The sequence below is a fragment of the Streptomyces sp. NPDC058371 genome, assembly GCF_042723265.1.
In the GTDB taxonomy this organism is placed as follows: domain Bacteria; phylum Actinomycetota; class Actinomycetes; order Streptomycetales; family Streptomycetaceae; genus Streptomyces.
This window is the reverse complement of the sequence record NZ_JBHXJC010000018.1, coordinates 46,101-69,951: the sequence shown is the minus strand read 5'-3', so window position 1 is coordinate 69,951 and position 23,851 is coordinate 46,101. Positions and strand designations below refer to the sequence as shown.

The 23,851-nt window shown below is 71.2% G+C and carries 18 protein-coding genes, 1 pseudogene and 1 riboswitch; of the genes and pseudogenes, 10 read left to right on the top strand and 9 right to left on the bottom strand.

The genetic code is table 11. The features are described 5' to 3' along the window. Nucleotides 1–120: 120 nt before the first annotated feature. The 4 genes from ACFWM2_RS35680 to ACFWM2_RS35665 all read right to left on the bottom strand — a co-directional run bounded on the left by ACFWM2_RS35680 (nucleotide 121) and on the right by ACFWM2_RS35665 (nucleotide 5,461). Complete coding sequence (locus ACFWM2_RS35680) at nucleotides 121–801, bottom strand: response regulator (RefSeq protein WP_383288844.1); 681 nt, start codon at nucleotides 799–801, stop codon at nucleotides 121–123. Then, nucleotides 798–2,708, bottom strand: a complete 1,911-nt coding sequence (locus ACFWM2_RS35675) for an ATP-binding protein (protein ID WP_383288841.1) — start codon at nucleotides 2,706–2,708, stop codon at nucleotides 798–800. Before ACFWM2_RS35675 ends, ACFWM2_RS35680 begins: the two co-directional genes overlap by 4 nt. A gap of 203 nt (nucleotides 2,709–2,911) precedes the next feature. Continuing rightward, on the bottom strand, nucleotides 2,912–3,853 hold the full coding sequence (locus ACFWM2_RS35670) for a sucrase ferredoxin (protein WP_383288838.1): 942 nt from the start codon (nucleotides 3,851–3,853) through the stop codon (nucleotides 2,912–2,914). A 345-nt stretch (nucleotides 3,854–4,198) separates the two neighbouring features. Next, nucleotides 4,199–5,461, bottom strand: coding sequence for a citrate synthase (locus ACFWM2_RS35665; protein WP_383288835.1), 1,263 nt, complete (start codon nucleotides 5,459–5,461; stop codon nucleotides 4,199–4,201). 106 nt (nucleotides 5,462–5,567) lie between these two features. On the opposite strand from ACFWM2_RS35665, the gene ACFWM2_RS35660 reads away from it, so the two are divergent. Then, nucleotides 5,568–6,749, top strand: coding sequence for a citrate synthase (locus ACFWM2_RS35660; protein WP_383288832.1), 1,182 nt, complete (start codon nucleotides 5,568–5,570; stop codon nucleotides 6,747–6,749). 258 nt (nucleotides 6,750–7,007) lie between these two features. On the opposite strand, the gene ACFWM2_RS35655 is transcribed toward ACFWM2_RS35660, so the two are convergent. The 3 genes and pseudogenes from ACFWM2_RS35655 to ACFWM2_RS35645 all read right to left on the bottom strand — a co-directional run bounded on the left by ACFWM2_RS35655 (nucleotide 7,008) and on the right by ACFWM2_RS35645 (nucleotide 8,426). Further along, entirely contained in the window at nucleotides 7,008–7,244 is a 237-nt protein-coding gene (locus tag ACFWM2_RS35655; RefSeq protein WP_383289086.1) for a hypothetical protein, read from the bottom strand. Between the two features lie 117 nt (nucleotides 7,245–7,361). Next, nucleotides 7,362–7,592, bottom strand: a pseudogene (locus tag ACFWM2_RS35650) (hypothetical protein); the annotation flags it as partial. Nucleotides 7,593–7,868: 276 nt separating this feature from the next. Continuing rightward, nucleotides 7,869–8,426: a DUF6082 family protein gene (locus ACFWM2_RS35645; protein WP_383288830.1), complete on the bottom strand. Its 558-nt coding sequence runs from the start codon at nucleotides 8,424–8,426 to the stop codon at nucleotides 7,869–7,871. 316 nt (nucleotides 8,427–8,742) lie between these two features. On the opposite strand from ACFWM2_RS35645, the gene ACFWM2_RS35640 reads away from it, so the two are divergent. Continuing rightward, entirely contained in the window at nucleotides 8,743–9,909 is a 1,167-nt protein-coding gene (locus tag ACFWM2_RS35640) for a CobW family GTP-binding protein (protein ID WP_383288827.1), read from the top strand. A 57-nt stretch (nucleotides 9,910–9,966) separates the two neighbouring features. On the opposite strand, the gene ACFWM2_RS35635 is transcribed toward ACFWM2_RS35640, so the two are convergent. Next, nucleotides 9,967–12,423: a DNA topoisomerase (ATP-hydrolyzing) subunit A gene (locus tag ACFWM2_RS35635; RefSeq protein ID WP_383288824.1), complete on the bottom strand. Its 2,457-nt coding sequence runs from the start codon at nucleotides 12,421–12,423 to the stop codon at nucleotides 9,967–9,969. A 316-nt stretch (nucleotides 12,424–12,739) separates the two neighbouring features. Here ACFWM2_RS35635 and ACFWM2_RS35630 point away from each other — a divergent pair, with 316 nt between their 5' ends. The 4 genes from ACFWM2_RS35630 (at nucleotide 12,740) to ACFWM2_RS35615 (ending at nucleotide 17,591) form a co-directional block, all read left to right on the top strand. Continuing rightward, a complete protein-coding gene (locus ACFWM2_RS35630) occupies nucleotides 12,740–14,107 on the top strand; it encodes a M16 family metallopeptidase (protein ID WP_383288821.1) in 1,368 nt (455 codons plus the stop codon). Next, the gene (locus ACFWM2_RS35625; protein WP_383288818.1) at nucleotides 14,104–15,492 is read left to right on the top strand and encodes a M16 family metallopeptidase; all 1,389 of its coding nucleotides are present in this window, start codon (nucleotides 14,104–14,106) and stop codon (nucleotides 15,490–15,492) included. The genes ACFWM2_RS35630 and ACFWM2_RS35625 overlap by 4 nt, the downstream gene beginning before the upstream one ends. A 233-nt stretch (nucleotides 15,493–15,725) precedes the next feature. Further along, nucleotides 15,726–15,885: riboswitch (cyclic di-AMP (ydaO/yuaA leader) on the top strand. 12 nt (nucleotides 15,886–15,897) lie between these two features. After that, nucleotides 15,898–16,662, top strand: coding sequence for a M23 family metallopeptidase (locus ACFWM2_RS35620; protein WP_383288815.1), 765 nt, complete (start codon nucleotides 15,898–15,900; stop codon nucleotides 16,660–16,662). Between the two features lie 224 nt (nucleotides 16,663–16,886). After that, nucleotides 16,887–17,591, top strand: coding sequence for a GntR family transcriptional regulator (locus tag ACFWM2_RS35615; RefSeq protein WP_383288811.1), 705 nt, complete (start codon nucleotides 16,887–16,889; stop codon nucleotides 17,589–17,591). Between the two features lie 226 nt (nucleotides 17,592–17,817). Here the strand turns inward: ACFWM2_RS35615 and ACFWM2_RS35610 are convergent, their stop codons facing one another. Then, complete coding sequence (locus ACFWM2_RS35610) at nucleotides 17,818–18,099, bottom strand: HPr family phosphocarrier protein (protein WP_383288808.1); 282 nt, start codon at nucleotides 18,097–18,099, stop codon at nucleotides 17,818–17,820. A 222-nt stretch (nucleotides 18,100–18,321) separates the two neighbouring features. Here ACFWM2_RS35610 and ACFWM2_RS35605 point away from each other — a divergent pair, with 222 nt between their 5' ends. The 4 genes from ACFWM2_RS35605 to ACFWM2_RS35590 all read left to right on the top strand — a co-directional run bounded on the left by ACFWM2_RS35605 (nucleotide 18,322) and on the right by ACFWM2_RS35590 (nucleotide 23,851). Further along, entirely contained in the window at nucleotides 18,322–21,177 is a 2,856-nt protein-coding gene (locus tag ACFWM2_RS35605; RefSeq protein ID WP_383288805.1) for a GNAT family N-acetyltransferase, read from the top strand. A 112-nt stretch (nucleotides 21,178–21,289) separates the two neighbouring features. After that, on the top strand, nucleotides 21,290–21,886 hold the full coding sequence (locus ACFWM2_RS35600; protein WP_383288802.1) for a DUF5998 family protein: 597 nt from the start codon (nucleotides 21,290–21,292) through the stop codon (nucleotides 21,884–21,886). Further along, nucleotides 21,886–23,124, top strand: a complete 1,239-nt coding sequence (locus ACFWM2_RS35595) for an alkaline phosphatase family protein (protein ID WP_383288799.1) — start codon at nucleotides 21,886–21,888, stop codon at nucleotides 23,122–23,124. The genes ACFWM2_RS35600 and ACFWM2_RS35595 overlap by 1 nt, the downstream gene beginning before the upstream one ends. Nucleotides 23,125–23,203: 79 nt before the next feature. Continuing rightward, complete coding sequence (locus tag ACFWM2_RS35590) at nucleotides 23,204–23,851, top strand: thymidine kinase (RefSeq protein ID WP_383288796.1); 648 nt, start codon at nucleotides 23,204–23,206, stop codon at nucleotides 23,849–23,851.

Sequence of the window (23,851 nt, the reverse complement as noted above, 5' to 3'; positions counted from 1 at the left end):
CGGCGGACGGTCCTCGCGGGCACTCGTCGGCTGAGTGACGACCGCGCGTACGGCTGTTCTCCCCTGACAGCCGTACGCGCGGTGGGGCGCGGTCACTTCCCCGCTTCCGTGGCCATGCCCTCAGGCGCGGGTCGCCCAGATGTAACGGTGCTCCGGGCGGCCCGCGTCGCCGTACTTGAGGGTCAGCCTGGCGCGTCCCGTGCGCTCCAGCAGTTTCAGATAGCGCTGGGCCGTCTGCCGGCTCAGCCCGGTCCGGTCCGCGATCTCCTGGGCCGACAACGGGCCCTCGGCGTGCACCAGGGCACGGCGGACGAGTTCGGCGGTGGTGGGGGAGTGCCCCTTGGGCAGGTCCGTCTCCCCGCCTGCCGAGAGGGCGCCGAAGATCCGGTCCACCTCGGCCTGTTCGGCCTCGCCACCGCCGTCGAGGGTACGGCGCAGTGCCGCGTACGCCTCCAGTTTGGCCCGCAGCCCCGCGAAGGCGAACGGCTTGACCAGGTACTGGAGCGCGCCCTGCCGCATGGCCGCCTGGACGGTCGCGATGTCCCGTGCCGCGGTCACCATGATGACGTCGGTCTGGTGGCCGCGGCGGCGCATTTCCTGGACGACCGCGAGACCCGTCTCGTCCGGCAGGTAGTGGTCCATGAGGACCAGGTCGAGATGCGGCAGCGTCTCCATCCGGTGCAATGCCTCGGCGGCGGTGTGCGCCTCGCCCGCGACATGGAAGCCGGCCACCTTCTCCACATAGGCCGCGTTGACCCGCGCGACCCGGGTGTCGTCGTCCACGACCAGGACCTCGATCATCGCGACTCCTCCTGGGCGGCTCGGGTGTGCGTGGCGGACGGGATGGGCGCGGGCGCTGTGCCGGGGGTGTGCGCGGCGGGCGGCGCGCTCGGCCGGGACGGAGCCGGCACACCGGGCTCGGAGGAAGCAGGATCCGGGTCTGACAGGCCACTCGGACCCGTCAGACCACTCGGACCCGCCAGACCGATTGGGTCCGCCAGGCCACTCGGGCCCGTCAGGCCGATTGGATCGGCCAGACCACTCGGACCCGCCAGACCGTGTGGAGCGGTCAGCGCATTCGGATCTGCCAAGGCATGCGGATCCGTCAGGGCCTCGGGCAGTACGACGGTGAACTCCGCGCCTCCGCCGGCCGCCTCGGCCACCCGCGCGCAGCCCCCTTGGCGTTCGGCGAGCCGTCGCACCAAGGAGAGACCGATGCCGCGCTTGCCGTGTGCCGGGGGCTTCTTGGTGGACCAGCCGTCCGTGAAGATCAACTCCCGTCGTTCCGCCGGGATTCCGGGCCCCGTGTCCCGCACCCGCAGCACGGCGGTCCGCCCCTCGGACCGCAATTCGACCTCCACGCGTGCGTGGGGAGTGCCCGCGACGGCGTCCAGCGCGTTGTCGACGAGATTCCCGACCACCGTGACCAGCCCCCGGGGGTCGATCAGCCGGTCCGGCAGCAGAGTCCGGTCCGCGATCCACAGAGCGACTCCGCGCTCCGCCGCGACAGTGGCCTTGCCGACAAGCAGGGCGGCGAGCAGCGGATCGTGGATCTTCTCCGTGACCTGTTCCGCCGTGGCCCTGTGGTCGCCCACCACTTCGCCGACGAACTCCACGGCGTCGTCGTACATCTCCAGTTCCAGCAGACCCAGGAGCGTGTGCATACGGTTGGCGTGCTCGTGGTCCTGGGCGCGCAGCGCGTCGATCAGGCCGCGCGTGGAGTCGAGCTCGCGGCCGAGCTGCTCCAGCTCGGTCCGGTCGCGCAGGGTGGCGACCGCGCCGCCGTCGTCGGTGGGCATCCGGTTGGCGATCAGGACCCGCTGGCCGCGGACGGTCAGCAGATCGGTGCCGGTGACGCGGCCCGCCAGCACATCCGTCGTACGGCCCGGTCCCAGAGCGTCGTCGAGCGGCTGCCCGATGGCCTCCGCGTCGAGCCCCAGCAGGCGCTGCGCCTCGTCGTTCAGCAGCCGCACCCGGCCGACGCGGTCCAGCGCGACGACGCCCTCCCGGATGCCGTGCAGCATGGCCTCCCGCTCCGCGAGGAGCGCCGAGATATCGGAAAAGGCCAGGTCACGGGTCTGCCGTTGCACCCTGCGGGAGATCAGATACGCGGCCAGCGCGCCGACCGCCAGGGCCCCGCCCGCGTACGCGAAGAGCCCGGGGATCGCGTGGATCAGCCGGGCACGCACGCTGTCGTACTCGATCCCGACCGAGACCGCGCCCACAATGTCGCCGTCGGCATCACGCAGCGGCACCTTGCCGCGGGCCGAGCGGCCCAGTGTGCCCGTGTCGATCTCCATGACGTCCTTGCCGGCCAGGGCCTGGCGGGGGTCGGTCGAGACGATCTCACCGATCTGCGTCGGGTCGGTGTGCGACCAGCGCACGCCCTTCATGTTCATCACCACGACGTACTCGGCGCCGCTGGCCTGCCGGATCCGCTCGGCCTCCCGCTGCACGGGCCCGTCGACCGACGGCCGGGTCGACTGCAGGTCCTCGGCGAGCTGCGGCTGGGCCGCGGTGGTCTGCGCGATCGCGAGCGCCCGGCGCATCGCCTGGTCGTCCAGCTGATCACTGAGCGGCGCGAGGAACAGCCCGGTCGCCAGCACGGCGACCCCGGCCGCGATCGCCACCTGCATCAACAGCACCTGCGAGAACATCCGCCGGGGCAGACCGAGGCGCAGTCGTCGTGCAGGGGGAGTGGGACTCATGCCTACGACGGTACGGCGGCGACGGGGCGACTCCGTAGGGGGTGTGGCATGGATCTCTTGGAGATGCGTACGCCGGTCTTGATCGTCGGGCGACCTGGGCCGGTGGAGTGGTGGGCGTGGCCTACTCGGCCCGGGCGGGGGCGATGGGTGCCGACGGACTGTGGGGCTTGGTGGCAGCGGAGTGGGTGGCGGTGCCAGTGACGTCAGCGAGGGGCGAGGACCGCCGGGGACAGCTCACGTACGGCCACCACGTCCATCCGGGCCGGGGAGCCGAGTGCCGAGCCGCAGCTCTCCTGGCGGGGCGGCAGGGAGGCGCCCTGGGCGACGATGACACGCCACAGCCGGCCGTCGGTGTGGGCGACGGTCACCTCCCAGCGCGGCGCCGTTCCGTCCGTGCCGGTCACCGAGAGCGCGTCCGCCGCGTACTCTCCCGTCGCCGTGCGCACCGCCAGCTCGGCCGCCTGACCAGGGCGCTCCCAGGCGGAGCCTCCCCGACACCCGTCGACGACGACCCGCCCCTCCTGCACCCCCTGGAGGACCTCCTTGACGTGATGGGCCTCCGCGCGGCCGTACGCGTATCCGAACGGCAGGACGAGCAGCGTGGGCGAGAAACGGTGACCGCCGAGATGCGTGACCTCCCACGCGCCCTGTACGCCCGATGCGGCGAGCTCGTCCGCGAGTGGGCGGCCCAGCAGGGCGCAGCAGCGGTCGCGCTTGCCGTTGGTGCAGACGAGGGCGAGCGGATCACCCGTGTGGGGCCGGCCCTGGAGAACCGTTCCGAAGGAGCGGTGGTCGCCCCGGCCGAGCGCCGCGAAGTCGAGGCGCAGCAGCTCTTCCGGGTCGGACGACGTGGCGCTGTGCAGCCATACGTTTCCAGGAACGGTGTGGGCCGCGTACACCTGCCGCTCGGCAGGCATACCGAAGTCCGCGTGGCGGCCGGGGCGCCGGATGAGGGCGATACGTACGTCGGTGCCCTTCGCGGCGGCTTCGAGGGCACGGCCGAGCACGGGGTCCAGGTGGCTCGAAGTGAGCGCCTTGGCACCCCAGGGCCCGGGCTGCTCGAGCAACAGCCATGTCCTCGCGGTGGCCGCGGTCCCAGCGAGGGGCTCGTCGAGCCCCCGGGACGCGGTCGTGCACGTACTCACAGAGGTGAGCCTAACCTGACTTCGCCCAGGGCGACTTCCGGCCGCGGGGTCGGGGCGCGTTCGGGTGCTCTGTGCGGGGCATGGGCGGCGGGGGCGCAGGGTGCGGGGCGTGCGCGGCGCGCACTGGCGTGCGGTGGAGTCTGAGAGCGCCGGCGTGCACAGCGTTCGGCACGCCGGTGCGTCCGCTGACGCGCCGAGCGTGCCGATCGTGAGTGGGGCGCGCGACGCGAGAGGAAAGCGCCCGCGTGCTCAGCGCACGCAGGGCGTGCGCACCGTACGCCGGGCGTACATGGCGCCCCGTGCGCCGGGCGTACACAGTGCCCCGAGCGCCGGAGCGCCCAGCACTCACTCGGGAAGGCGCTGAGGCGGCCGCGCCCCCACGTACAGCCCGCTCGGCCGCATCCGCAACGGCCGCTCCCCGTACTCCTCCAGAGTGTGTGCGATCCAGCCTGCCGTGCGAGCGACGGCGAAGACGGTCTCCCCGGCGGTGGCGGGCATACCGGAGGCGACGGTGAGCACGGCCAGGGCGAGGTCGACATTGGCGTGCAGGGGGGTGTGGCGGGCTGTGGTGGCCACGATGTCCTGGGCCGCGGCCAGGGCGGGCGCGGCGTGCGGTACGTCCTCCAGGAGGGCGAACAGGGCACGCGCGCGGGGGTCCTCGCCCGGGTAGAGCCGGTGGCCGAGCCCGGGGATACGGCGGCCCGCGCGCAGTTCGTCGGCGATCACCGGGACCGCGGTGCCACGGTCCAGGACGTCCAGGAGCAGCCGGTGCGCGAGGCCGCTGGCCGCCCCGTGCAGGGGACCCTCGAGTACGCCGAGGCCCGCCGACACGGCCGCGTAGGCGTGCGCCCGAGCCGAGGCGGCGACCCGGACCGCGAGGGTCGAGGCGGCCAGGTCGTGATCGACGAGCAGGCCGAGTGCCGTGTCCAGGGCGCGCAGTGATGCCTCGTCGGGTACGCGTCCGGTGAGCCGTCCCCAAAGTCGCCGGGCCAGCGGGCCCTCGTCGCGATGGTCGTACCGCAGGGGCGGGAGCGCGGCGACCAGGGTGGGGATCAGGGTGCGTGCGGTGCCGAGTACCGCGCTCTCCGACAGGTCGAAACGCAGCGGGTCCGCGGCCGCGGCGGCGATCGCGGCGACCCGTAGCCGGTCGGTCGGGCTGCTGTGCTCCGGCAGCGCGTCGACGGCACGGCGCGCCACAGTGACGGAAGCCTCGGGGGCGGTGAACGTGATTCCGTGGCGCAGGTGCCCGGTCCACAGCCACTCGGCGATCTCTTCGTAGGAGTGACGCGCGGCGAGTTCGGTCGCGTCGACGCCGCGGAAGTAGTACCGGTCCGTGTCGATCAGTGTGATGCGGGTGCGGACGGAGAGCTCGCCTCCCGCCGTCGAACTCCCGCTCGGCTCGCGCTTGTTGCGTCGAGCGAGTGCCTCCACCTCCGCGGCGCCGAAGGTGCTGCCGCGCCCGCCCGGGTCGCGCTGGCTGCTGAGCTGGCCGCGGCTGACGTACGCGTAGACGGTCTCGGGCTTCACGCCGAGCAGTTCGGCGGTCTCTTTCGTGGTGAGCCGCCGGCCCGCGTCGTGGGCGTGGGTCGCCGGTTCTTGATCCCTCATGGCGTCACCGTATCCGTGTAGCGGGGCATTGATTCACATTGATTCAATCAATATTGACAGAGATCGAGTCAAGCATGGACAGTCGAATCAAGTCCAGGGAGGAAACATGTCGAACAACCGGGCCGCCACCGCCACCGCGTCCCTCGCTCCTGTCGAAGTCCCGCGAGGTCTCGCCGGTGTCGTCGTCACCGACACCGCGCTGGGTGACGTGAGGGGTTTGGAGGGCTTCTACCACTACCGCCAGTACTCGGCCGTCGAGCTCGCGCAGAGCCGAGGATTCGAGGACGTCTGGCACCTGTTCGTGCATGGCGAACTGCCGGACGCGGCGCAGCGGACGGCGTTCACGGCGCGGACGGCGGCGCTGCGCAGGCTGCCCGACGAGGTACGGGCAGCATTGCCCGGGATCGCCGCCGCGAGTGGCCGGAGCGGGCCCCTCGCGGGGATGCGCACGGCGTTGTCGCTGCTCGGTGCTGCTCTGGGGTTCCGGCCCGTCTACGACGTCAGCGCCGACCGGCGCCGCGCCGACACCCTCGCCGCGTCCGCCGCCGTACCGACGCTGCTCACCGCGCTGTACCGGCTCGGGCAGGGGCTCGACCCGGTCGAGCCGCGCGACGACCTGTCGTACGCGGCGAACTACCTCTACATGCTGACGGGTTCGGAGCCGGAGCAGGCGCGGGCCAGGGCGATCGAGCAGTACCTCATCTCAACGATTGACCATGGATTCAATGCGTCAACCTTCACGGCGCGGGTGATCGCGTCGACGGGAGCCGACGTGGCGGCGGGCCTCGTGGGTGCGGTGGGCGCTCTGTCGGGTCCGCTGCACGGAGGCGCCCCGAGTCGCGCCCTCGACACCCTGGACGCGATCGGTACGCGTGACCGCATCGAGCCCTGGATCCGCGAGCGCGTGCTCGCCGGCGATCGCATCATGGGGTTCGGCCACCCCGTCTACCGCACCGAGGATCCCCGCTCCCGGATGCTCCGCGACATCGCCGAGCAGTTCGGCGGCCCGCTGGTCGACCTGGCGGTCGAGGTCGAAAGCCGGGTGGAAGCGATCCTCGCCGAGCTCAAGCCCGGCCGCGAACTCCACACGAACGTCGAGTTCTACGCGGGGGTCGTCATGGAACTCTGCGGCCTGCCCCGTGAGATGTTCACGCCGACCTTCGCGGCGGCCCGCGTGGTCGGCTGGAGCGCCAACATCCTTGAGCAGGCACAGGATTCGAAGATCATCCGGCCCGCGGCGCGGTATGTCGGACCTGTTGCGCCCGCGGCGGTGCCCGCGGTGGCCTGAACTCCGCGCGGGCAGAGACCCGGTGGGCTCGGCACCGAGTCTGGTGCCGAGCCCCGGAGTGTCGCATCAGCTTCTGGATGCGTGCCGCCCCGGCGGGGTGGATGTTGCCGGAGTCCGATCCGTCGTACGGACCGCGGAACGGTGTCGCCCAGAGCCCGATCCGTCGTACAGCCCGCGGGACGGGTGCTGCCCGGAGTCCGATCCGTCGTACGGACCGCGGGACGGATGCCGCCAACCGGCTTGATCGCCGGACAGGTCCTAGACGGGAGGGATGTCTCCCTTGGCTCGGATCAGCGTTTCGCGGCTGATGATGACGATGCGCTCGTAATCCGCGCGAGCCGCGTCCTCGGGCAGTTTCGCGTCGAGTTCTGCCGTGGCCTCCGTGCCGATGACGGCGAAGTTGCCGTCGCTGAGCTCGAAGATGTCGGGGCAGGTTCCTGCGTTGAGGCTGCCTCGTAGCTGAGGCGGCACACCGATGCGCCGGACGATGTTCACTTCCACCTGGTGTTGACCTTCCCTGAGGGCGGGTGTGGGCACAGGCCTGGTGATGACGGTCCCTGAGCGTCCCGCGCCGACCAGCGCGCGGGAGGTCCCAGGGCTTTCGGAGGCCAGCGGGATATCGGCCTTGGCGTGAATCAGGGTTTCGCGAGTGATCACCACGATGCGTTCATGCTCGGCGCGGGTCGCGTCGGCGGGGAGCCGAGTGCCCAGCGTCTCGGTGGCATCCGTGCCGATGACCGCGAAGTTCCCGTCGGACAACTCGAAGATATCCGGGCAGTTTTGCCCGGATACGCTTCCTCGAGCTCTCGGAGGAAGGCCAAGCCGACGGCTGATCTGACTCACTGTTCACGTTTCCCTTGGTCTCGAGGCTGAGTGCCTGCGCGCTGTCGCTGCGCGGTGCGATGCGGCCCTGTGGGGCTGCTACCTCGACGACCGAGCGGCACGGAGCGACGGTTCGGTGGGGGTCGACTCTTAACGCGATCGCGGAGCAGTCAACCCTGTTGGCATCAGGGGAAACGCGTGGATTTACCTGTTCGTTATGGCCCGACGGTGTGATCCCTCGGGAGGGTGGGGCGGCATGCGAGCGTTCACGCCCGGCACCGCCGGTGGGCCTGGGCCCTACTCGCTCGGCGGCTCACCCACCACCCACCACTCGTCGATGTCCGTCTCCTCCAGTTGGCGGAGCAGATCTTCGACCATCCGTCCGAGCTCGGCCTCTTCGGAGGTGTCGATCAGCGTCGCCCGATGGGGCCGGGTGGCATACCAGTACTCCCGGAAGACGGGGTTCTGCAGGATGCCCCGGACGAACCCGAAGAACTCCTCACGGCTGATGTTGCCGATCCGGTAGTAGCAGAGGGCATTGGTGTACAGGGCATTGGCGAAGAGGAACTGGCGCTGCCGGTTGAGCGGGACGGCCTCCTCGTAGGTGTTCAACACCTCGGCCAGCTCGGGATCGTCCATGGCCTTGCTCAGCAGCTCCCAGTGCAGACGCTGCTGATGCGTGAGGTTGGCATGGCGTTGTGCGCGGTTGTTCTGCTCCATGCGCTCGATCCGTACGCGCAGTGAGTCGTGTGCGTGCCGCTGGGCGGCCAGAGTGACGAGGGCGCCCGCCACCAGACCGATCCCTGTCGCGGCAGCGGAGCCCAGTCCCCGTACCCCGATTTTCCGTGTGGCCATGTCAACCCCCGAATCAGGCGACCGTCCGCCGGTCGGCGGTGCGGGTGGGCAGGAGGGGACCGGCGAGCGATGGGCGGCGCGCTTGCCGTCTCCCAGGGTGCCGAGCGGCTCTGACCGGCAGGGAGGCGGAGAGGAGGCGCACGGAGGGAAGTGCGGGTCGCGCGTTCCGGCGCCATGCCAAACGTGTGCCCCGCGAGCGCTGCTGAGAATCGTTCACTTCGCGGCGATTCCTCCCACTCGTATCCTGGGTCGGCATTCATTCCTCGTACGAGAGCCGGTCCACGCGCCGGTGTACGCACAGGTTCAGAAAGGGCGCATGTTGAGCCAGCCCAGCCCGCACCGGATCCCGGCCGAGCGGACACCGCTCGAGAACATCCCGGTCATCGTCCTCGCCGGCTTCCTGGGCTCCGGCAAGACCACCCTCCTCAACCATCTGCTGCACCGCGGCGGAGGCAGTCGGATCGGGGCGATCGTCAACGACTTCGGGGCCATCGAGATCGACGCGATGGCCGTGGCGGGGGCGCTCGGGGACTCGACCGTCTCGCTCGGCAACGGGTGTCTGTGCTGCGCCGTCGACGCGAGTGAGCTCGACGTCTATCTGGAGCGGCTCGCCCGGCCCTCCGCCCGTATCGACGTCATCGTCATCGAGGCGAGCGGGCTCGCCGAGCCGCAGGAGCTCGTGCGGATGGTGCTCGCGAGTGAGCAGCCGCGGATCGTCTACGGCGGGCTCGTCGAGGTCGTGGACGCCGCCGAGTTCGACGGCACGCGCGACAAGCACCCCGAGATCGACCGGCATCTGGCCCTCGCCGATCTCGTCGTCGTCAACAAGATCGACCGGGCCGACGACGGCGAGCGCGTGCTCGGCGTCGTCCGGGACCTCGCCGACGGCGCGGCCGTCGTGCCCGCCGCCTACGGCCGTATCGACCCCGAGTTCCTCTTCGACCGCAGGCCGAGCGAGGAGCGCGTCGGGCAGCTGTCCTTCGACGATCTGCATGATCATGGAGGCGATGCCGAGGAGCACGTGGACCACCGCGGGCATCTGCACTCCGCCTACGAGTCGCTCTCCTTCACCTCTCAGGTCCCTCTCGACCCGCGGCGGTTGATGGCCTTCCTCGACAGCAGGCCCGAGGGGCTGTACCGCATCAAGGGGTACGTCGACTTCGGCGCCCACGACAGCGGCAACCGGTACGCCGTGCACGCCGTCGGACGGTTCCTGCGTTTCCGCCCGGAGCCCTGGGGCGGTGCCGGCGAACGCCTCACCCAGCTCGTCCTCATCGGCTCCGGCATCGACACCGGGGCCCTCGGCAAGGAGCTGGAGGCGTGCAAAGAGGACGCCCCACATGCCGACGAGCACAGCATGTGGGGCGTCCTCCGCTACGTACAACAGCCGGATCCGGAAGCCGTCGAGGAGCGGGATCCGGAAGCTGTCGAGGAGCCGGACCCGACCGCGGAACCGGATCCCGAGGACCTGGACATCGACTGACCTACGAGCCGGACCTGACCGAGAAGCCCGGTCCCGAGGACCTGGACGCCGGCTGACCTACGCCGGTCCCGCCACCACCGACACGGTCTTCGCCAGCGACACGCCCGATCCGTCGCGGCGCGGGTCCATCTCCGGCAGCTCGGCCGGCGTGCCGTTCTTCTGCGCGGCACGCGCCGGGGTGGGGCCGGCCCAGCCCAGCGACAGGCAGTCCTCGCCCTTCAGGAACCGCTGGCAGCGCACGCCACCCGTGGCGCGGCCCTTCCGCGGATACTGGTCGAAGGGGGTCAGCTTGGCGGTCGTCTGGACCGAGTCGTCCAGGGTGCCGCGCGAGCCCGCCACCGTGAACACGACGGCGTCCACCGCCGGGTCGACCGCCGTGAACGAGATCACCTTCGCGCCGTCGGTGAGCTTGATGCCCGCCATACCGCCGGCGGGGCGACCCTGCGGTCGGACCTGCGAGGCCTGGTAGCGCAGCAGTTGCGCGTCGTCGGTGATGAAGACCAGGTCCTCCTCGCCGGTCCTCAGCTCGACGGCGCCGACGATGCGGTCGCCGTCCTTGAGCGTGATGACCTCCAGCTCCTCCTTGTTGGAGGGATAGTCGGGGACCACCCGCTTGACGACGCCCTGCTCCGTGCCGATCGCGAGGCCCGGCGAGGACTCGTCGAGCGTCGTCAGACCGATCACCGTCTCGCCGGCCTCCAGCGAGGACAGGAACTCCGAAATCGGCGCGCCCCCGGAGAGGTTCGGCACCGAGGCCGTCTCCGGCAGCTGCGGGAGGTCGATCACGTTCAGCCGCAACAGGCGGCCGGAGGAGATGACCGCGCCGATCTCGCCGCGGGCCGTCGCCGGCACCGCGGAGACGATCACGTCGTGCTTGGCGCGCCGGTCGTCCGCGTCCTCCCCGAAGGGGTCGCCGTTCGCCGTACGGGCGAGCAGACCCGTCGAGGACAGCAGGACGCGGCACGGGTCGTCCGCGACCTGGAGCGGAACGGTCGCCGCGGGGGCACCGGCGGACTGCAGCAGCACCGTGCGCCGGTCGGTGCCGAACTTCTTGGCCACCGCGGCCAGTTCGCCGGAGACCATCTTGCGCAGCTCGGCGTCCGAGTCCAGGATGCCGGTCAGCTCGTCGATCTCGCCGTTCAGCCGGTCGCGCTCCGACTCCAGCTCGATGCGGTCGAACCTGGTCAGCCGGCGCAGCGGCGTGTCCAGGATGTACTGCGTCTGCACGTCGCTGAGCGAGAAGCGCTCGATCAGGCGCTCCTTCGCCTGCGCGGAGTTCTCGCTGGACCGGATCAGCCGGATGACCTCGTCGATGTCGATGAGGGCGACCAGGAGGCCCTCGACGAGATGCAGCCGGTCGCGCTTCTTGCTGCGGCGGAACTCGCTGCGGCGGCGCACGACCTCGAAGCGGTGGTCGAGATAGACCTCCAGCAGCTCCTTGAGGCCCAGGGTGAGCGGCTGACCGTCCACCAGAGCCACGTTGTTGATACCGAAGGACTCCTCCATCGGCGTCAGCTTGTAGAGCTGCTCCAGGACCGCTTCCGGCACGAAGCCGTTCTTGATCTCGATGACCAGGCGCAGCCCGTGCGAACGGTCGGTGAGGTCCTTGACGTCGGCGATACCCTGCAGCTTCTTCGCGCCGACCAGGTCCTTGATCTTGGCGATCACCTTCTCCGGGCCGACGGCGAAGGGCAGTTCGGTGACGATCAGGCCCTTGCGGCGCGCCGTCACGTTGTCCACCGCCACCGTGGCGCGGATCTTGAAGGTGCCGCGGCCCGACTCGTACGCGTCCCTGATCCCGGAGAGACCGACGATGCGGCCGCCGGTGGGCAGGTCGGGGCCGGGGACGTACTTCATCAGCGTGTCCAGGTCGGCGCCCGGGTAGCGGATCAGGTGGCGGGCGGCCGCGATGATCTCGCCGAGGTTGTGCGGCGGCATGTTGGTGGCCATGCCGACGGCGATGCCGGAAGAGCCGTTGACCAGGAGGTTCGGATACGCGGCCGGCAGGACGCCCGGCTCCTGCTCCTGGCCGTCGTAGTTCGGCGCGAAGTCGACCGTGTTCTCTTCGATCGACTCCGTCATCAGGGACGTCGCGTCGGCCATCCGGCACTCGGTGTACCGCATGGCGGCGGGCGGGTCGTCGTTGCCCAGCGAGCCGAAGTTGCCGTGCCCGTCGACCAGGGGCAGCCGCATCGAGAAGGGCTGCGCCAGGCGCACCAGGGCGTCGTAGATCGACGCGTCGCCGTGCGGGTGGAGCTTGCCCATGACCTCGCCGACGACGCGGGCACACTTCACATAGCCGCGGTCGGGGCGCAGGCCCATCTCGTTCATCTGGTAGACGATGCGGCGGTGTACGGGCTTGAGCCCGTCGCGGGCGTCCGGCAGGGCCCGGGAGTAGATGACCGAGTACGCGTACTCGAGGAAGGAGCCCTGCATCTCGTCGACGACGTCGATGTCGAGGATCCGCTCCTCGAAGTCGTCGGGCGGCGGGGTCTTCGTGCTGCGGCGGGCCATCGCTGCTGCGGCTCCTTCACCAACATGAACGGGATCTGACGCGCACCATTGTGGACCGCTCCACTGACAACGCGGACCACGACCCGTCCGTTCACGCTCCGGGCCGGGCCGTGCGCACGTCGTCACGGCGCGTCCGCACCCCCGGATCCCGTCACCCGACGGCTCCTTCCCGGCCCTTTCGGCCGTCCCGCTCCCGGCGTACGGAAGTCTCGCTCTCGGCGTACGAGGTGCGGGAACTTCGCCAGCCGTCTGCGCGCTTGCATACAGTGGCAGGACCGGCAGGAATTCTGCAGTTTCCGCGATCGAAGGGACGTACATGCCCATGGGTCACACGGCCACAGCTGAGGCAGGCTCCGGAGGCCTGACAGCGACCGAGCACCGCCTGGCCAACGGCCTGCGCGTGGTGCTCTCCGAGGACCACCTGACCCCGGTCGCAGCGGTGTGCCTCTGGTACGACGTCGGCTCGCGCCACGAGGTCAAGGGGCGTACGGGACTCGCCCACCTCTTCGAGCACCTGATGTTCCAGGGCTCGGGCCAGGTGAAGGGCAACGGCCACTTCGAGCTCGTCCAGGGCGCCGGCGGCTCGCTGAACGGCACGACCAGCTTCGAGCGCACGAACTACTTCGAGACCATGCCCACCCACCAGCTGGAGCTCGCGCTCTGGTTGGAGGCCGACCGCATGGGCTCGCTCCTCACCGCGCTCGACGAGGAGTCGATGGAGAACCAGCGGGACGTCGTCAAGAACGAGCGCAGGCAGCGCTACGACAACGTCCCCTACGGCACGGCCTTCGAGAAGCTGACCGCCCTCGCCTACCCGGAGGGCCACCCGTACCACCACACCCCGATCGGATCCATGGCGGATCTGGACGCGGCCACCCTGGAGGACGCCCGCGCGTTCTTCCGCACCTACTACGCGCCCAACAACGCGGTCCTGTCGGTCGTCGGGGACATCGACCCGGAGCAGACCCTCGTCTGGATCGAGAAGTACTTCGGCTCCATCGCCGGACACGACGGCAAGCCCGCGCCGCGCGACGGCTCCCTGCCGGAGGTCATCGGGGAGCAGCTGCGCGAAGTCCTCGAGGAGGAGGTCCCGGCGCGTGCGCTGATGGCCGCCTACCGCCTCCCGGAGGACGGCACGCGCGCGTGCGACGCGGCGGACCTCGCGCTGACGGTCATCGGCGGCGGCGAGTCGTCCCGCCTCTACAACCGGCTGGTACGCCGCGACCGCACGGCTGTCGCCGCCGGGTTCGGCCTGCTGCGGCTCGCCGGGGCGCCCTCCCTGGGGTGGCTCGACGTGAAGACGTCCGGTGACGTCGAGGTCCCGGTCATCGAGGCCGCGGTCGACGAGGAGCTCGCCCGGTTCGCCGCGGAGGGCCCCACGACCGAGGAGATGGAGCGCGCCCAGGCCCAGTTGGAGCGCGAGTGGCTCGACCGGCTCGGCACGGTCGCGGGCCGCGCCGACGAACTGTGCCGGTACGCCGTCCTGTTCGGCGACCCCCAGCTCGCCCTGACCGCCGTACAGCGCGTGCTCTCCATCACCCCCGAAGAGGTGCAGGAGATCGCCAAGGCCCGGCTGCGGCCCGACAACCGCGCGGTGCTCGTGTACGAGCCGACAGCCGCCGAAGAGGCGGAAGCCGCAGCGGCCGCCGAAGCCACCGACGAGGACGAGGAGTCGGCGAAGTGACCGAGCTCGCGAGCATGGAGTTCCACCCGCAGCCCCAGGCCGGCGAGGCCAGGCCGTGGGCGTTCCCGGCCCCCGGGCGCGGCGCGCTCGACAACGGCCTGACGGTGCTGCGCTGCCACCGCCCCGGTCAGCAGGTCGTCGCCGTCGAGGTGCTCGTCGACGCGCCCCTGGACGCCGAGCCGGCCGGTCTCGACGGTGTGGGCACGATCATGGCCCGGGCCTTCTCCGAGGGCACCGACAAACACTCCGCCGAGGAGTTCGCCGCCGAGCTGGAGCGCTGCGGCGCCACTCTCGACTCGCACGCCGACCACCCCGGTGTGCGCCTCTCGCTCGAAGTCCCGGTGTCGCGCCTGCCGAAGGCCCTCGGGCTGCTCGCCGACGCCCTGAGGGCACCGGCGTTCGACGACAGCGAGATCGAGCGGCTGGTCCGCAACCGGCTGGACGAGATCCCGCACGAGACCGCCAACCCGGCCCGCCGCGCCGCAAAGGAGCTCTCCAAGGAGCTGTTCCCGGTCACCTCGCGCATGTCGCGCCCTCGCCAGGGCACCGAGGAGACCGTGCAGGCCATCGACTCGGCGGCCGTACGCGCCTTCTACGAGAAGCACGTTCGCCCCGCCACGGCCACCGCCGTGGTCGTCGGTGACCTCACCGGTGTCGATCTCGACGCGCTGCTCGCCGACACGCTCGGTGCCTGGACCGGCTCGTCCGCCGAGCCGCGCCCGGTGCCGCCGGTGACCGCCGACGACCGGGGCCGCGTGATCATCGTCGACCGGCCCGGCGCCGTCCAGACGCAGTTGCTCATCGGCCGCGTCGGGGCCGACCGGCACGACCGCGTGTGGCCCGCGCAGGTGCTCGGTACGTACTGCCTCGGCGGCACCCTCACCTCGCGCCTGGACCGCGTCCTGCGCGAGGAGAAGGGATACACCTACGGCGTGCGGGCGTTCGGCCAGGTGCTGCGGTCCGCTCCCGACGGCACGGGCGCCGCGATGCTCGCCATCAGCGGCTCCGTGGACACGCCCAACACCGGCCCGGCGCTGGACGACCTCTGGAAGGTGCTGCGCACCCTCGCGGCGGAGGGCCTGACGGACGCCGAGCGCGATGTCGCCGTACAGAACCTGGTGGGTGTCGCGCCCCTCAAGTTCGAGACGGCCGCGGCCGTGGCGAGCACGCTGGCGGACCAGGTCGAGCAGCACCTGCCGGACGACTACCAGTCGACGCTGTACCAGCAGCTCGCCGCGACGGGCACCGTGGAGGCCACCGCGGCCGCTGTGAGTGCCTTCCCGGTGGACCGGCTGGTGACCGTCCTCGTCGGCGACGCGGCACAGATCGCGGAGCCCGTACGAGCCCTCGGGATCGGTGAAGTGAGCGTCGTGACCGCGGAGTAGAGCGACAACTCCCAACGGGCCCAGGTGACTGAAGAGTCGCCTGGGCCCTTCTTTGTCCGTACTTCGGAGTGGCTTGCCCGGACTCGCCCTCAATATGTCCGTATTGATGGGTTGATCATGCATCTGCCCTGTGGCATGCACTACAAAAGCCGTGATCCGTTTGTCGATTGAAAGATGTCCCGTTTAGCGTCAGTCCGGCTGTTCGTCAGGCAGTGCGCCGCGTCCGCGGCACCGGACAGTCATCGCCGAGTCCCCGTACGGCGCGAGCCAGGGGAGCCGGGGACCCATCGCAGTCCCTGGGGTGAATCGGGCGCCCTTCCTGGAAGGGTCCCGTAGGAGACCTTCCTGCTCCGAACCCGTCAGCTAACCCGGTAGGCGAGAAGGAAGGAAAGGACCAGCCCCTTCATGGCGTTCACCCGTGCCACCGGGAAGCACCGTCGTCCGAGCAGGCTCACCCGTACGACCAAGAACGCCGCAGGCGTCGCAGTGCTCACCACCACCGGTGTCATCGGAACCCTGGCCGCTCCGGCATTCGCCGCGGACACTTCCGTAGAACAGACCGGGCTGACCCAGGCCGTCACCATCGGCGACTCGGTCGCCGACCAGATCGACGCGCAGGCCGCCGCCCAGCAGCAGGCGGCCGAGGAGGCCGCCGCGCTGAAGAAGGCCGAGGAGGCCGCCAGGAAGCGCGCCGCGGAGAAGGCCGAGAAGGAGCGCGAGGCCAAGGCCCGTGCCGCCCGCGCCGCCGAGCGCAAGCGCCTCAACACCTTCGTCTCGCCGATCACCGGCTCGTACGTCTCCACGGGCTACAAGACCGGCGGCAGCCTCTGGTCCTCCGGCAGCCACACCGGTGTGGACTTCCACGCCGCGTCCGGCACCGCCGTCCACGCCGTGGGCTCCGGCACCGTCGTGACGGCCGGCTGGGGAGGCGCGTACGGCAACCAGATCGTCATCAAGATGCACGACGGTACGTACACCATGTACGGCCACCTGTCGTCCATCGGTGTCTCCGTGGGGCAGACGGTCACCCCGGGGCAGCAGATAGCCCTCTCCGGCTCGACCGGCAACACCACCGGGCCCCACCTCCACTTCGAGGCCCGTACGACGGCCGAGTACGGCTCGGACATGGACCCCGTCGCCTACCTCCGCTCGCACGGCGTGAACGTCTGACACAGGCCCGCGGGGCGCGCGCACGCGTGCGCCCGGTCGACCGCGTACGGACTTCGAAGGCCCCGGCTCATAGAGCCGGGGCCTTCGCCGTTTCGAACGGTCCGCTGTCCAAAAAATATCCATGGATTCCGGTCCGCCATCGGAAATTCCGTCTCTCTGCAATAGAGTCACTGAACAAGCGTCAATCGACGGCGTTTCGCGAGGATTAAGGCGGAGGTCCGCTCATGCGCATTCCGGCGCACTCGGTATGCACGGCGATCCGTGATGACATCGTCGCGGGTGTCTACGAGCGGGGCGGCCGACTCACCGAGGAACTGCTCGCGCGGCGCTACGGCGTCTCCCGCGTCCCCGTGCGCGAGGCGCTGCGCACCCTGGAGGCCGAGGGCTTCGTCGTCACCCGGCGGCACGCGGGCGCGTGCGTCGCGGAGCCGAACGAGCGGGAGGCCGCGGACCTGCTGGAGATGCGGATGCTCCTGGAGCCGCTGGGCGCCGCCCGGGCCGCACAGCGCCGCACCGAAGCCCACCTCAAGGTATTGCGAGGCCTGGTCAGACTGGGCCAGGAGCGGGCCAGGAGGGGCCACAGCGACGATCTGCGCTCCCTGGGGGGCTGGTTCCACGAGACGCTCGCACAGGCGTCCGGCAGCCCCGCGCTGACGTCCACCCTCGCCCAGCTGCGGCACAAGATCGCCTGGATGTACGCGGTGGAGGCGCCGGCCAACCCGGCGGAGTCCTGGGCGGAGCACGGCGGGATCGTGGACGCCGTCGCGCGCGGCGACAGCGAGCGGGCGCGCGCGATCACCGCGCTGCACACCGAACGGGCGAGCGCGGCGCACCGCCTTCGTTTCCCCGGGCGCGGGGATAGCGGGGACCGCCCGGACCGTGTGAGGACTTCGCAACATCCCGTAAACATGACGGGCCTGCGGCATTAACAAAAGCGCCGTATACAAAGAGGAGTAATTCGCGGGGGATTATTTTTGCTGCCCGCAGAATGGAAAGGCCGAAGGGCTCGACCGGAATACCGGACGAGCCCTTCGATGTGCGTTCGGGACAATCTCTTATGTGGCGTCGGTGGTCGCCACCATTAAGGGAGAAGCCCCCGCGGCGCGCGGCCGCTTCCGCCGGGGCCGTGCAGCCCCGGCGTGAAGTCGAGCGAGCTCAGACGGTCTCGGGAAGCTCGTCGAGCCCCTCGGAGACCAGCTTGGCCAGACGGTCGAGCGCGGTGTCCGCGCCCTCCGCGTCGGAGGCCAGGACGATCTCCTCGCCGCCCTGGGCACCCAGGCCGAGGACCGCGAGCATCGACGCGGCGTTGACGGGGTTGCCGTCCGCCTTGGCGATCGTCACGGGGACGCCGGAGGCCGTGGCCGCCCGGACGAAGATGGAGGCGGGGCGGGCGTGGAGGCCCTCGGCCCAGCCGACGTTGACGCGGCGCTCAGCCATGCGATGCTGCCCTTCAGGTTTTTCAGGGTTGTCTAGACCAGTGTCCCATACGGTGAAGCGTGCCCGGAGCGGGCCTTGGGCCCGGGCCCGGACGGACCTTCGACTCCCCGGGACAACCCCCAGGATGTCTGTGCCGCACACTCCGCGGGTGCCCCCGGGGGGTGTGCGCCACCCCAAGCCTGCCCCGCGCTGTTGTCGTACGCGAGCCGTAGTCTGGGGCGCATGCAGACCTCGTCGGATCGGCACGAGTACCCCGCCCACTGGGAGGCCGACGTGGTGCTGCGCGACGGCGGTACCGCGCGCGTCCGGCCCATCACCGTCGACGACGCCGACCGCCTGGTCAGCTTCTACGAACAGGTCTCTGACGAGTCGAAGTACTACCGCTTCTTCGCGCCCTACCCGCGGCTGTCCGCCAAGGACGTCCACCGCTTCACGCACCACGACTTCGTGGACCGGGTGGGACTCGCGGCCACGATCGGCGGCGAGTTCATCGCCACCGTACGGTTCGATCGCATCAGTGCGGACGGCCGGCCCGCCTCGGCCCCCGCGGACGAGGCCGAGGTCGCCTTCCTCGTGCAGGACGCCCACCAGGGACGCGGCGTCGCCTCCGCACTCCTCGAACACATCGGGGCGGTGGCCCGGGAGCGTGGCATCCGCCGGTTCGCCGCCGAGGTGCTGCCCGCCAACAACAAGATGATCAAGGTGTTCACGGACGCCGGGTACACCCAGAAGCGCAGCTTCGAGGACGGCGTCGTCCGGCTGGAGTTCGACCTGGAGCCGACGGACCGCTCGCGCGCGGTGCAGTGGGCCCGGGAGCAGCGCGCCGAGGCGCGGTCCGTGCAGCGGCTGCTCGCGCCGGGCTCGGTGGCCGTGATCGGCGCGGGCCGCACACCCGGCGGCGTGGGCCGCAGCGTCCTCGAAAACCTCCGTGCCGCCGGTTTCGCCGGGCGGCTGTACGCGGTGAACAGGGCCCTCGAGGGGAAGGAGCTCGACGGGGTCCCGGCGCACCGCTCCGTCCGCGACATCGCCGAGCCCGTCGACCTCGCGGTCGTCGCCGTTCCCGCACCGCTGGTGCCCGAGGTCGTCGCGGAGTGCGGTGAGCACGGAGTGCAGGGCCTCGTGGTCGTCTCCGCCGGGTACGCGGAAAGCGGCCCGGAGGGGCGCGAGCGCCAGCGCGAGCTGGTGCGCCAGGCGCGGACGTACGGCATGCGCATCATCGGACCGAACGCCTTCGGGGTCATCAACACCTCACCCGACGTGCGGCTCAACGCCTCGCTCGCGCCGGAGATGCCGCCGCCCGGCCGGATCGGCCTGTTCGCGCAGTCCGGCGCGATCGGGATCGCGCTGCTGTCCCGGCTGCAGCGGCGCGGCGGCGGGGTCACCGGCGTGACCGGCGTGTCCACCTTCGTCTCGTCCGGCAACCGCGCGGACGTGTCCGGCAACGACGTACTCCAGTACTGGTACGACGACCCGGACACCGATGTCGCCCTGATGTACCTCGAATCCATCGGCAACCCGCGCAAGTTCACCCGGCTCGCCCGGCGGACCGCGGCGGCGAAGCCGCTGGTCGTGGTGCAGGGCGCACGGCACGCGGTCACTCCCCAGGGGCATGCCGTACGGGCCACGCGGCTGCCGCACGCGACCGTCTCCGCACTGCTGCGGCAGGCCGGCGTGATCCGGGTGGACACGATCACCGAGCTCGTCGACGCGGGCCTCCTGCTGGCCCGCCAGCCGCTCCCGCGCGGCCCCCGGGTGGCCATCCTGGGCAACTCGGAATCATTGGGGCTGCTCACGTACGACGCGTGTCTGGCTCAGGGGCTGCGGCCGCTTTCCCCGCTGGATCTGACGACGGCGGCCTCGGCCGACGACTTCCACCGCGCGCTGGCCCGGGCGCTGGCCGACGACACGTGCGACGCCGTGGTCGTGACCGCCATCCCGGCGGTGGGGGAGGAGTCGGCGGCCGACGAGGCCCTGGCCGAGGCCCTGCGCTCGGCCGCCGCGGCGGCTCCGGCGAAGCCGGTCCTGGTGGTCCACGTCGAGCTGGGCGGGCTCGCCGAGGCCCTGTCCGCCGCCGCCAGCACCGCGCCGAGAGCTCCGGTGGAAACACCCGATGCGCAGGCCGAGGACGTACCGCAGCGGCCCTCCACGGCAGCTGCACCTCCGGAGACCACGCCTCCACCGCCCCAGGCCCTCCGTGACCCCGGGACCGCCGGCTCCCGTCTCATCCCCGCCTACCCCGCCGCCGAGCGGGCCGTCCGCGCCCTCGCCGAAGCGGTGAACTACGCGCAGTGGCGGCGCGAGGTCGCGGAGCCCGGCAAGGTCCCCGAGTACGAGGACATCGACGAGAAGGGCGCCGCCGAGCTGATCGACGGGCTGCTCGCGGGCGGGGAGGGGCTGACGCTGGGCGAGGCGGACGCCTGCGCCCTGCTCGGGCGGTACGGCATCGACGTACGCCGTGCGCTGCCCGCGCCCACGCCCGACGAGGCCGCCGCGGCCGCGCGCACCCTCGGCTACCCCGTGGCCCTCAAGGCCACCGCCCCGCACCTGCGCCACCGCGCCGACCTCGGAGGCGTCCGACTGGATCTGGCGGACGAGGAGCAACTGCGGCGGACGTACACCGAGTTGACCGAGCTGTTCGGCACACCCGAAGAGCTGCGGCCGGTCGTGCAGAGCATGGCCCCGCGCGGTGTCGACACGGTCGTACGTGCCGTCATCGACCCGGCGGCCGGCGCCGTCCTCTCGTTCGGGCTCGCCGGAGCCGCCTCGCAGCTGCTCGGGGACGTCGCGCACCGCCTGATCCCGGTCACGGACCGGGACGCGACCTCGCTGGTGCGGTCGATCCGGACGGCACCACTCCTGTTCGGCTGGCGGGGCTCGGCACCGGTCGACACGGCCGCGCTCGAAGAGCTGCTGCTGCGCCTGTCGCGGCTGGTCGACGACCACCCTGAGGTCGTCGGAGTCTCCCTGGAACCCGTGGTCGTCGCCGCCCAGGGCCTGAGCGCGCTCGGCGCCACCGTGCGGCTCGCGCGCCCGCCCGCCCGTGACGACCTCGGGCCGCGCACGCTGCCCGTCATCTGATCCCGCCCGAGCCGGACGGGCCCGGGGGCTCGGCTCGCGGTGGACACCCGGTCGATTCCGAGCCCGACAGACACTCGCGAGCGGTGCCTCGCAGTCAGTGCACCACCGTAGGATGGACGTCATGGCCAAGACCAGTACGACGACCCAGGGGCTGCGAGCGGCGATCGAGCGCAGCGGCTACTACCCGGCCCTCGTGGCCGAGGCGGTGGAAGCCGCCGTCGGCGGCGAAGCCGTCCGGTCGTTCCTGGTCCACCAGGAGACGACGTTCGACGCGAACGAAGTGCGCCGGCATGTCACGGTCCTGGTCCTGACCGCCGACCGCTTCATCGTGAGCCACACCGACGAGCAGGCCGCGGACACCACCTCGCCGACCCCGTACGCGACGACGTCGACCGAGTCCGTGAAGATCAGCCGGATCTCGTCGGTCGTCCTGAGCCGGGTCGTGGCCAATCCCGAGTCGTACAAGCCGGGCACGCTGCCGCGCGAGGTCGTCCTGACCATCGGCTGGGGCGCCGTCTCCCGTATCGACCTGGAGCCCGCCGCCTGCGGCGACCCCAACTGCGAGGCGGACCACGGCTACACGGGCAACTCGACGGCGGACGACCTCAGCCTGCGCGTCAGCGAGGCCGGGGACGGTCCGGAGACGGTGCGCCAGGCGCTCGCCTTCGCGCAGTGTCTCTCCGAGGCGACCGCGGACATCACGCGCTGATGTCCCACCCGTCCCCCGCCGCCCGTGACCGAGGGCGTTCCGCGCCCGCCCCTCCTGTTCCCGCCTGGGTCGACCCGGAGCCGCTCGCCGTCGGCTCCGCCCCCGTCCCCGAGTACGGCTCGGGCTCGCTGGCCGATCTGCTGCCCACGCTCGCCGCGGGCATGGCCGTACCGGGCATGATCGCCGCCATACCGGAACTGACCGAGGCCGACCGGAACTGCGTCTTCCTGATCGACGGGCTCGGCTGGGAGCAGCTGAAGGCACACCCGGACGAGGCTCCTTTCATGACCTCGCTGCTGGCGTCCTCCCGAGGCGGCACCGGCCGCCCGATCACCGCGGGCTACCCGGCCACCACCGCGACCTCGCTCGCCTCGGTCGGCACCGGCCTGCCGCCCGGCGCGCACGGCCTGCCCGGTTACACCGTGCGCAACCCGGCGACCGGCGCGCTGATGAACCAGCTCCGCTGGAATCCCTGGACGGATCCGCACGCCTGGCAGCCGTACCCCACCGTCTTCCAGCTGGCGGACGCGGCCGGTGTGCACACCGCCCAGGTCTCGTCGCCCGGCTTCCAGAACACGCCACTGACGAAGGTTGCCCTCAGCGGCGGCACGTTCCACGGCCGGCTGACCGGCGAGGACCGGATGGACTTCGCGGCCGAGCAACTGGCCGCGGGCGACCGCTCCCTGGTCTACACGTACTACGCCGAGGTGGACGGCAAGGGCCACCGCTTCGGCGTGGACTCGGACCCCTGGCGCGGCCAGTTGATGTACGTCGACCGCCTGGTCCAGCGCCTGGCGGAACAGCTGCCTCCGAGGACGGCCCTGTACGTCACCGCGGACCACGGCATGATCGACATCCCGTTCGACGAGCAGCACCGCATCGACTTCGACGAGGACTGGGAGCTGCGCGCCGGCGTCGCCCTGCTGGGCGGCGAGGGCCGCGCCCGCCATGTCTACGCCGTTCCCGGTGCCCAGGCGGACGTCCTGACGTGCTGGCGCGAGGTGCTCGGCGAGCAGTTCTGGATCGCGTCGCGCGACGAGGCGATCGCGGCGGGCTGGTTCGGTCCGCACATCGACGAGCGGGTGTACGGGCGGATCGGCGACGTGGTCGCGGCGGCCCGGGACGACGTCCTGATCATCGCCTCCGAGCGGGAGCCGAAGGAGTCGGCGATGGTCGGCAACCACGGCTCGATGACCCCCGTCGAGCAGTTGGTCCCGCTCCTCCAAGTACGCTCCTGACGTTTCCGTCCGCCCCGGAAGCTCCGCCACGCCCGTGAAAGTCCCCTGCTTCCGCCCGCCGAAAGGTGCTCAACTCGCCATGCCCGAGCTGGTGTTCTTCTCCGGAACCATGGACTGCGGGAAGTCGACGCTGGCTCTCCAGATCGAGCACAACCGCTCCGCGCGGGGCCTGCAGGGCCTGATCTTCACCCGGGACGACCGAGCGGGCGAGGGCAAGCTCTCCTCCCGGCTCGGCCTGGTCACGGACGCCGTGGAGGTGGCGGACGACCAGGACGTGTACGCGTATGTGGTCGACCAGCTCTCGCAGGGTGGCCGCGCGGACTACGTGATCGCGGACGAGGCACAGTTCCTGACGCCGGGGCAGATCGACCAACTGGCCCGCATCGTGGACGACCTGGGCATCGACGTCTTCGCCTTCGGCATCACCACCGACTTCCGCTCGAAGCTCTTCCCCGGTTCCCAGCGCCTCGTGGAGCTCGCCGACCGGGTCGAGGTCCTCCAGGTCGAGGCCCTGTGCTGGTGCGGGGCGCGCGCCACGCACAACGCCCGCACGATAGGCGGCGAGATGGTGGTCGAGGGGGCGCAGGTGGTCGTCGGTGACGTCAACCAGTCCGACGCCGTCGGCTACGAGGTGCTCTGCCGCCGCCACCACCGCCGTCGTATGACGGCCGCGACGGCCCATGCGAGCGCGCTCTCCCCGGACGTCCTGCCGATCGGTTCCGCCTGA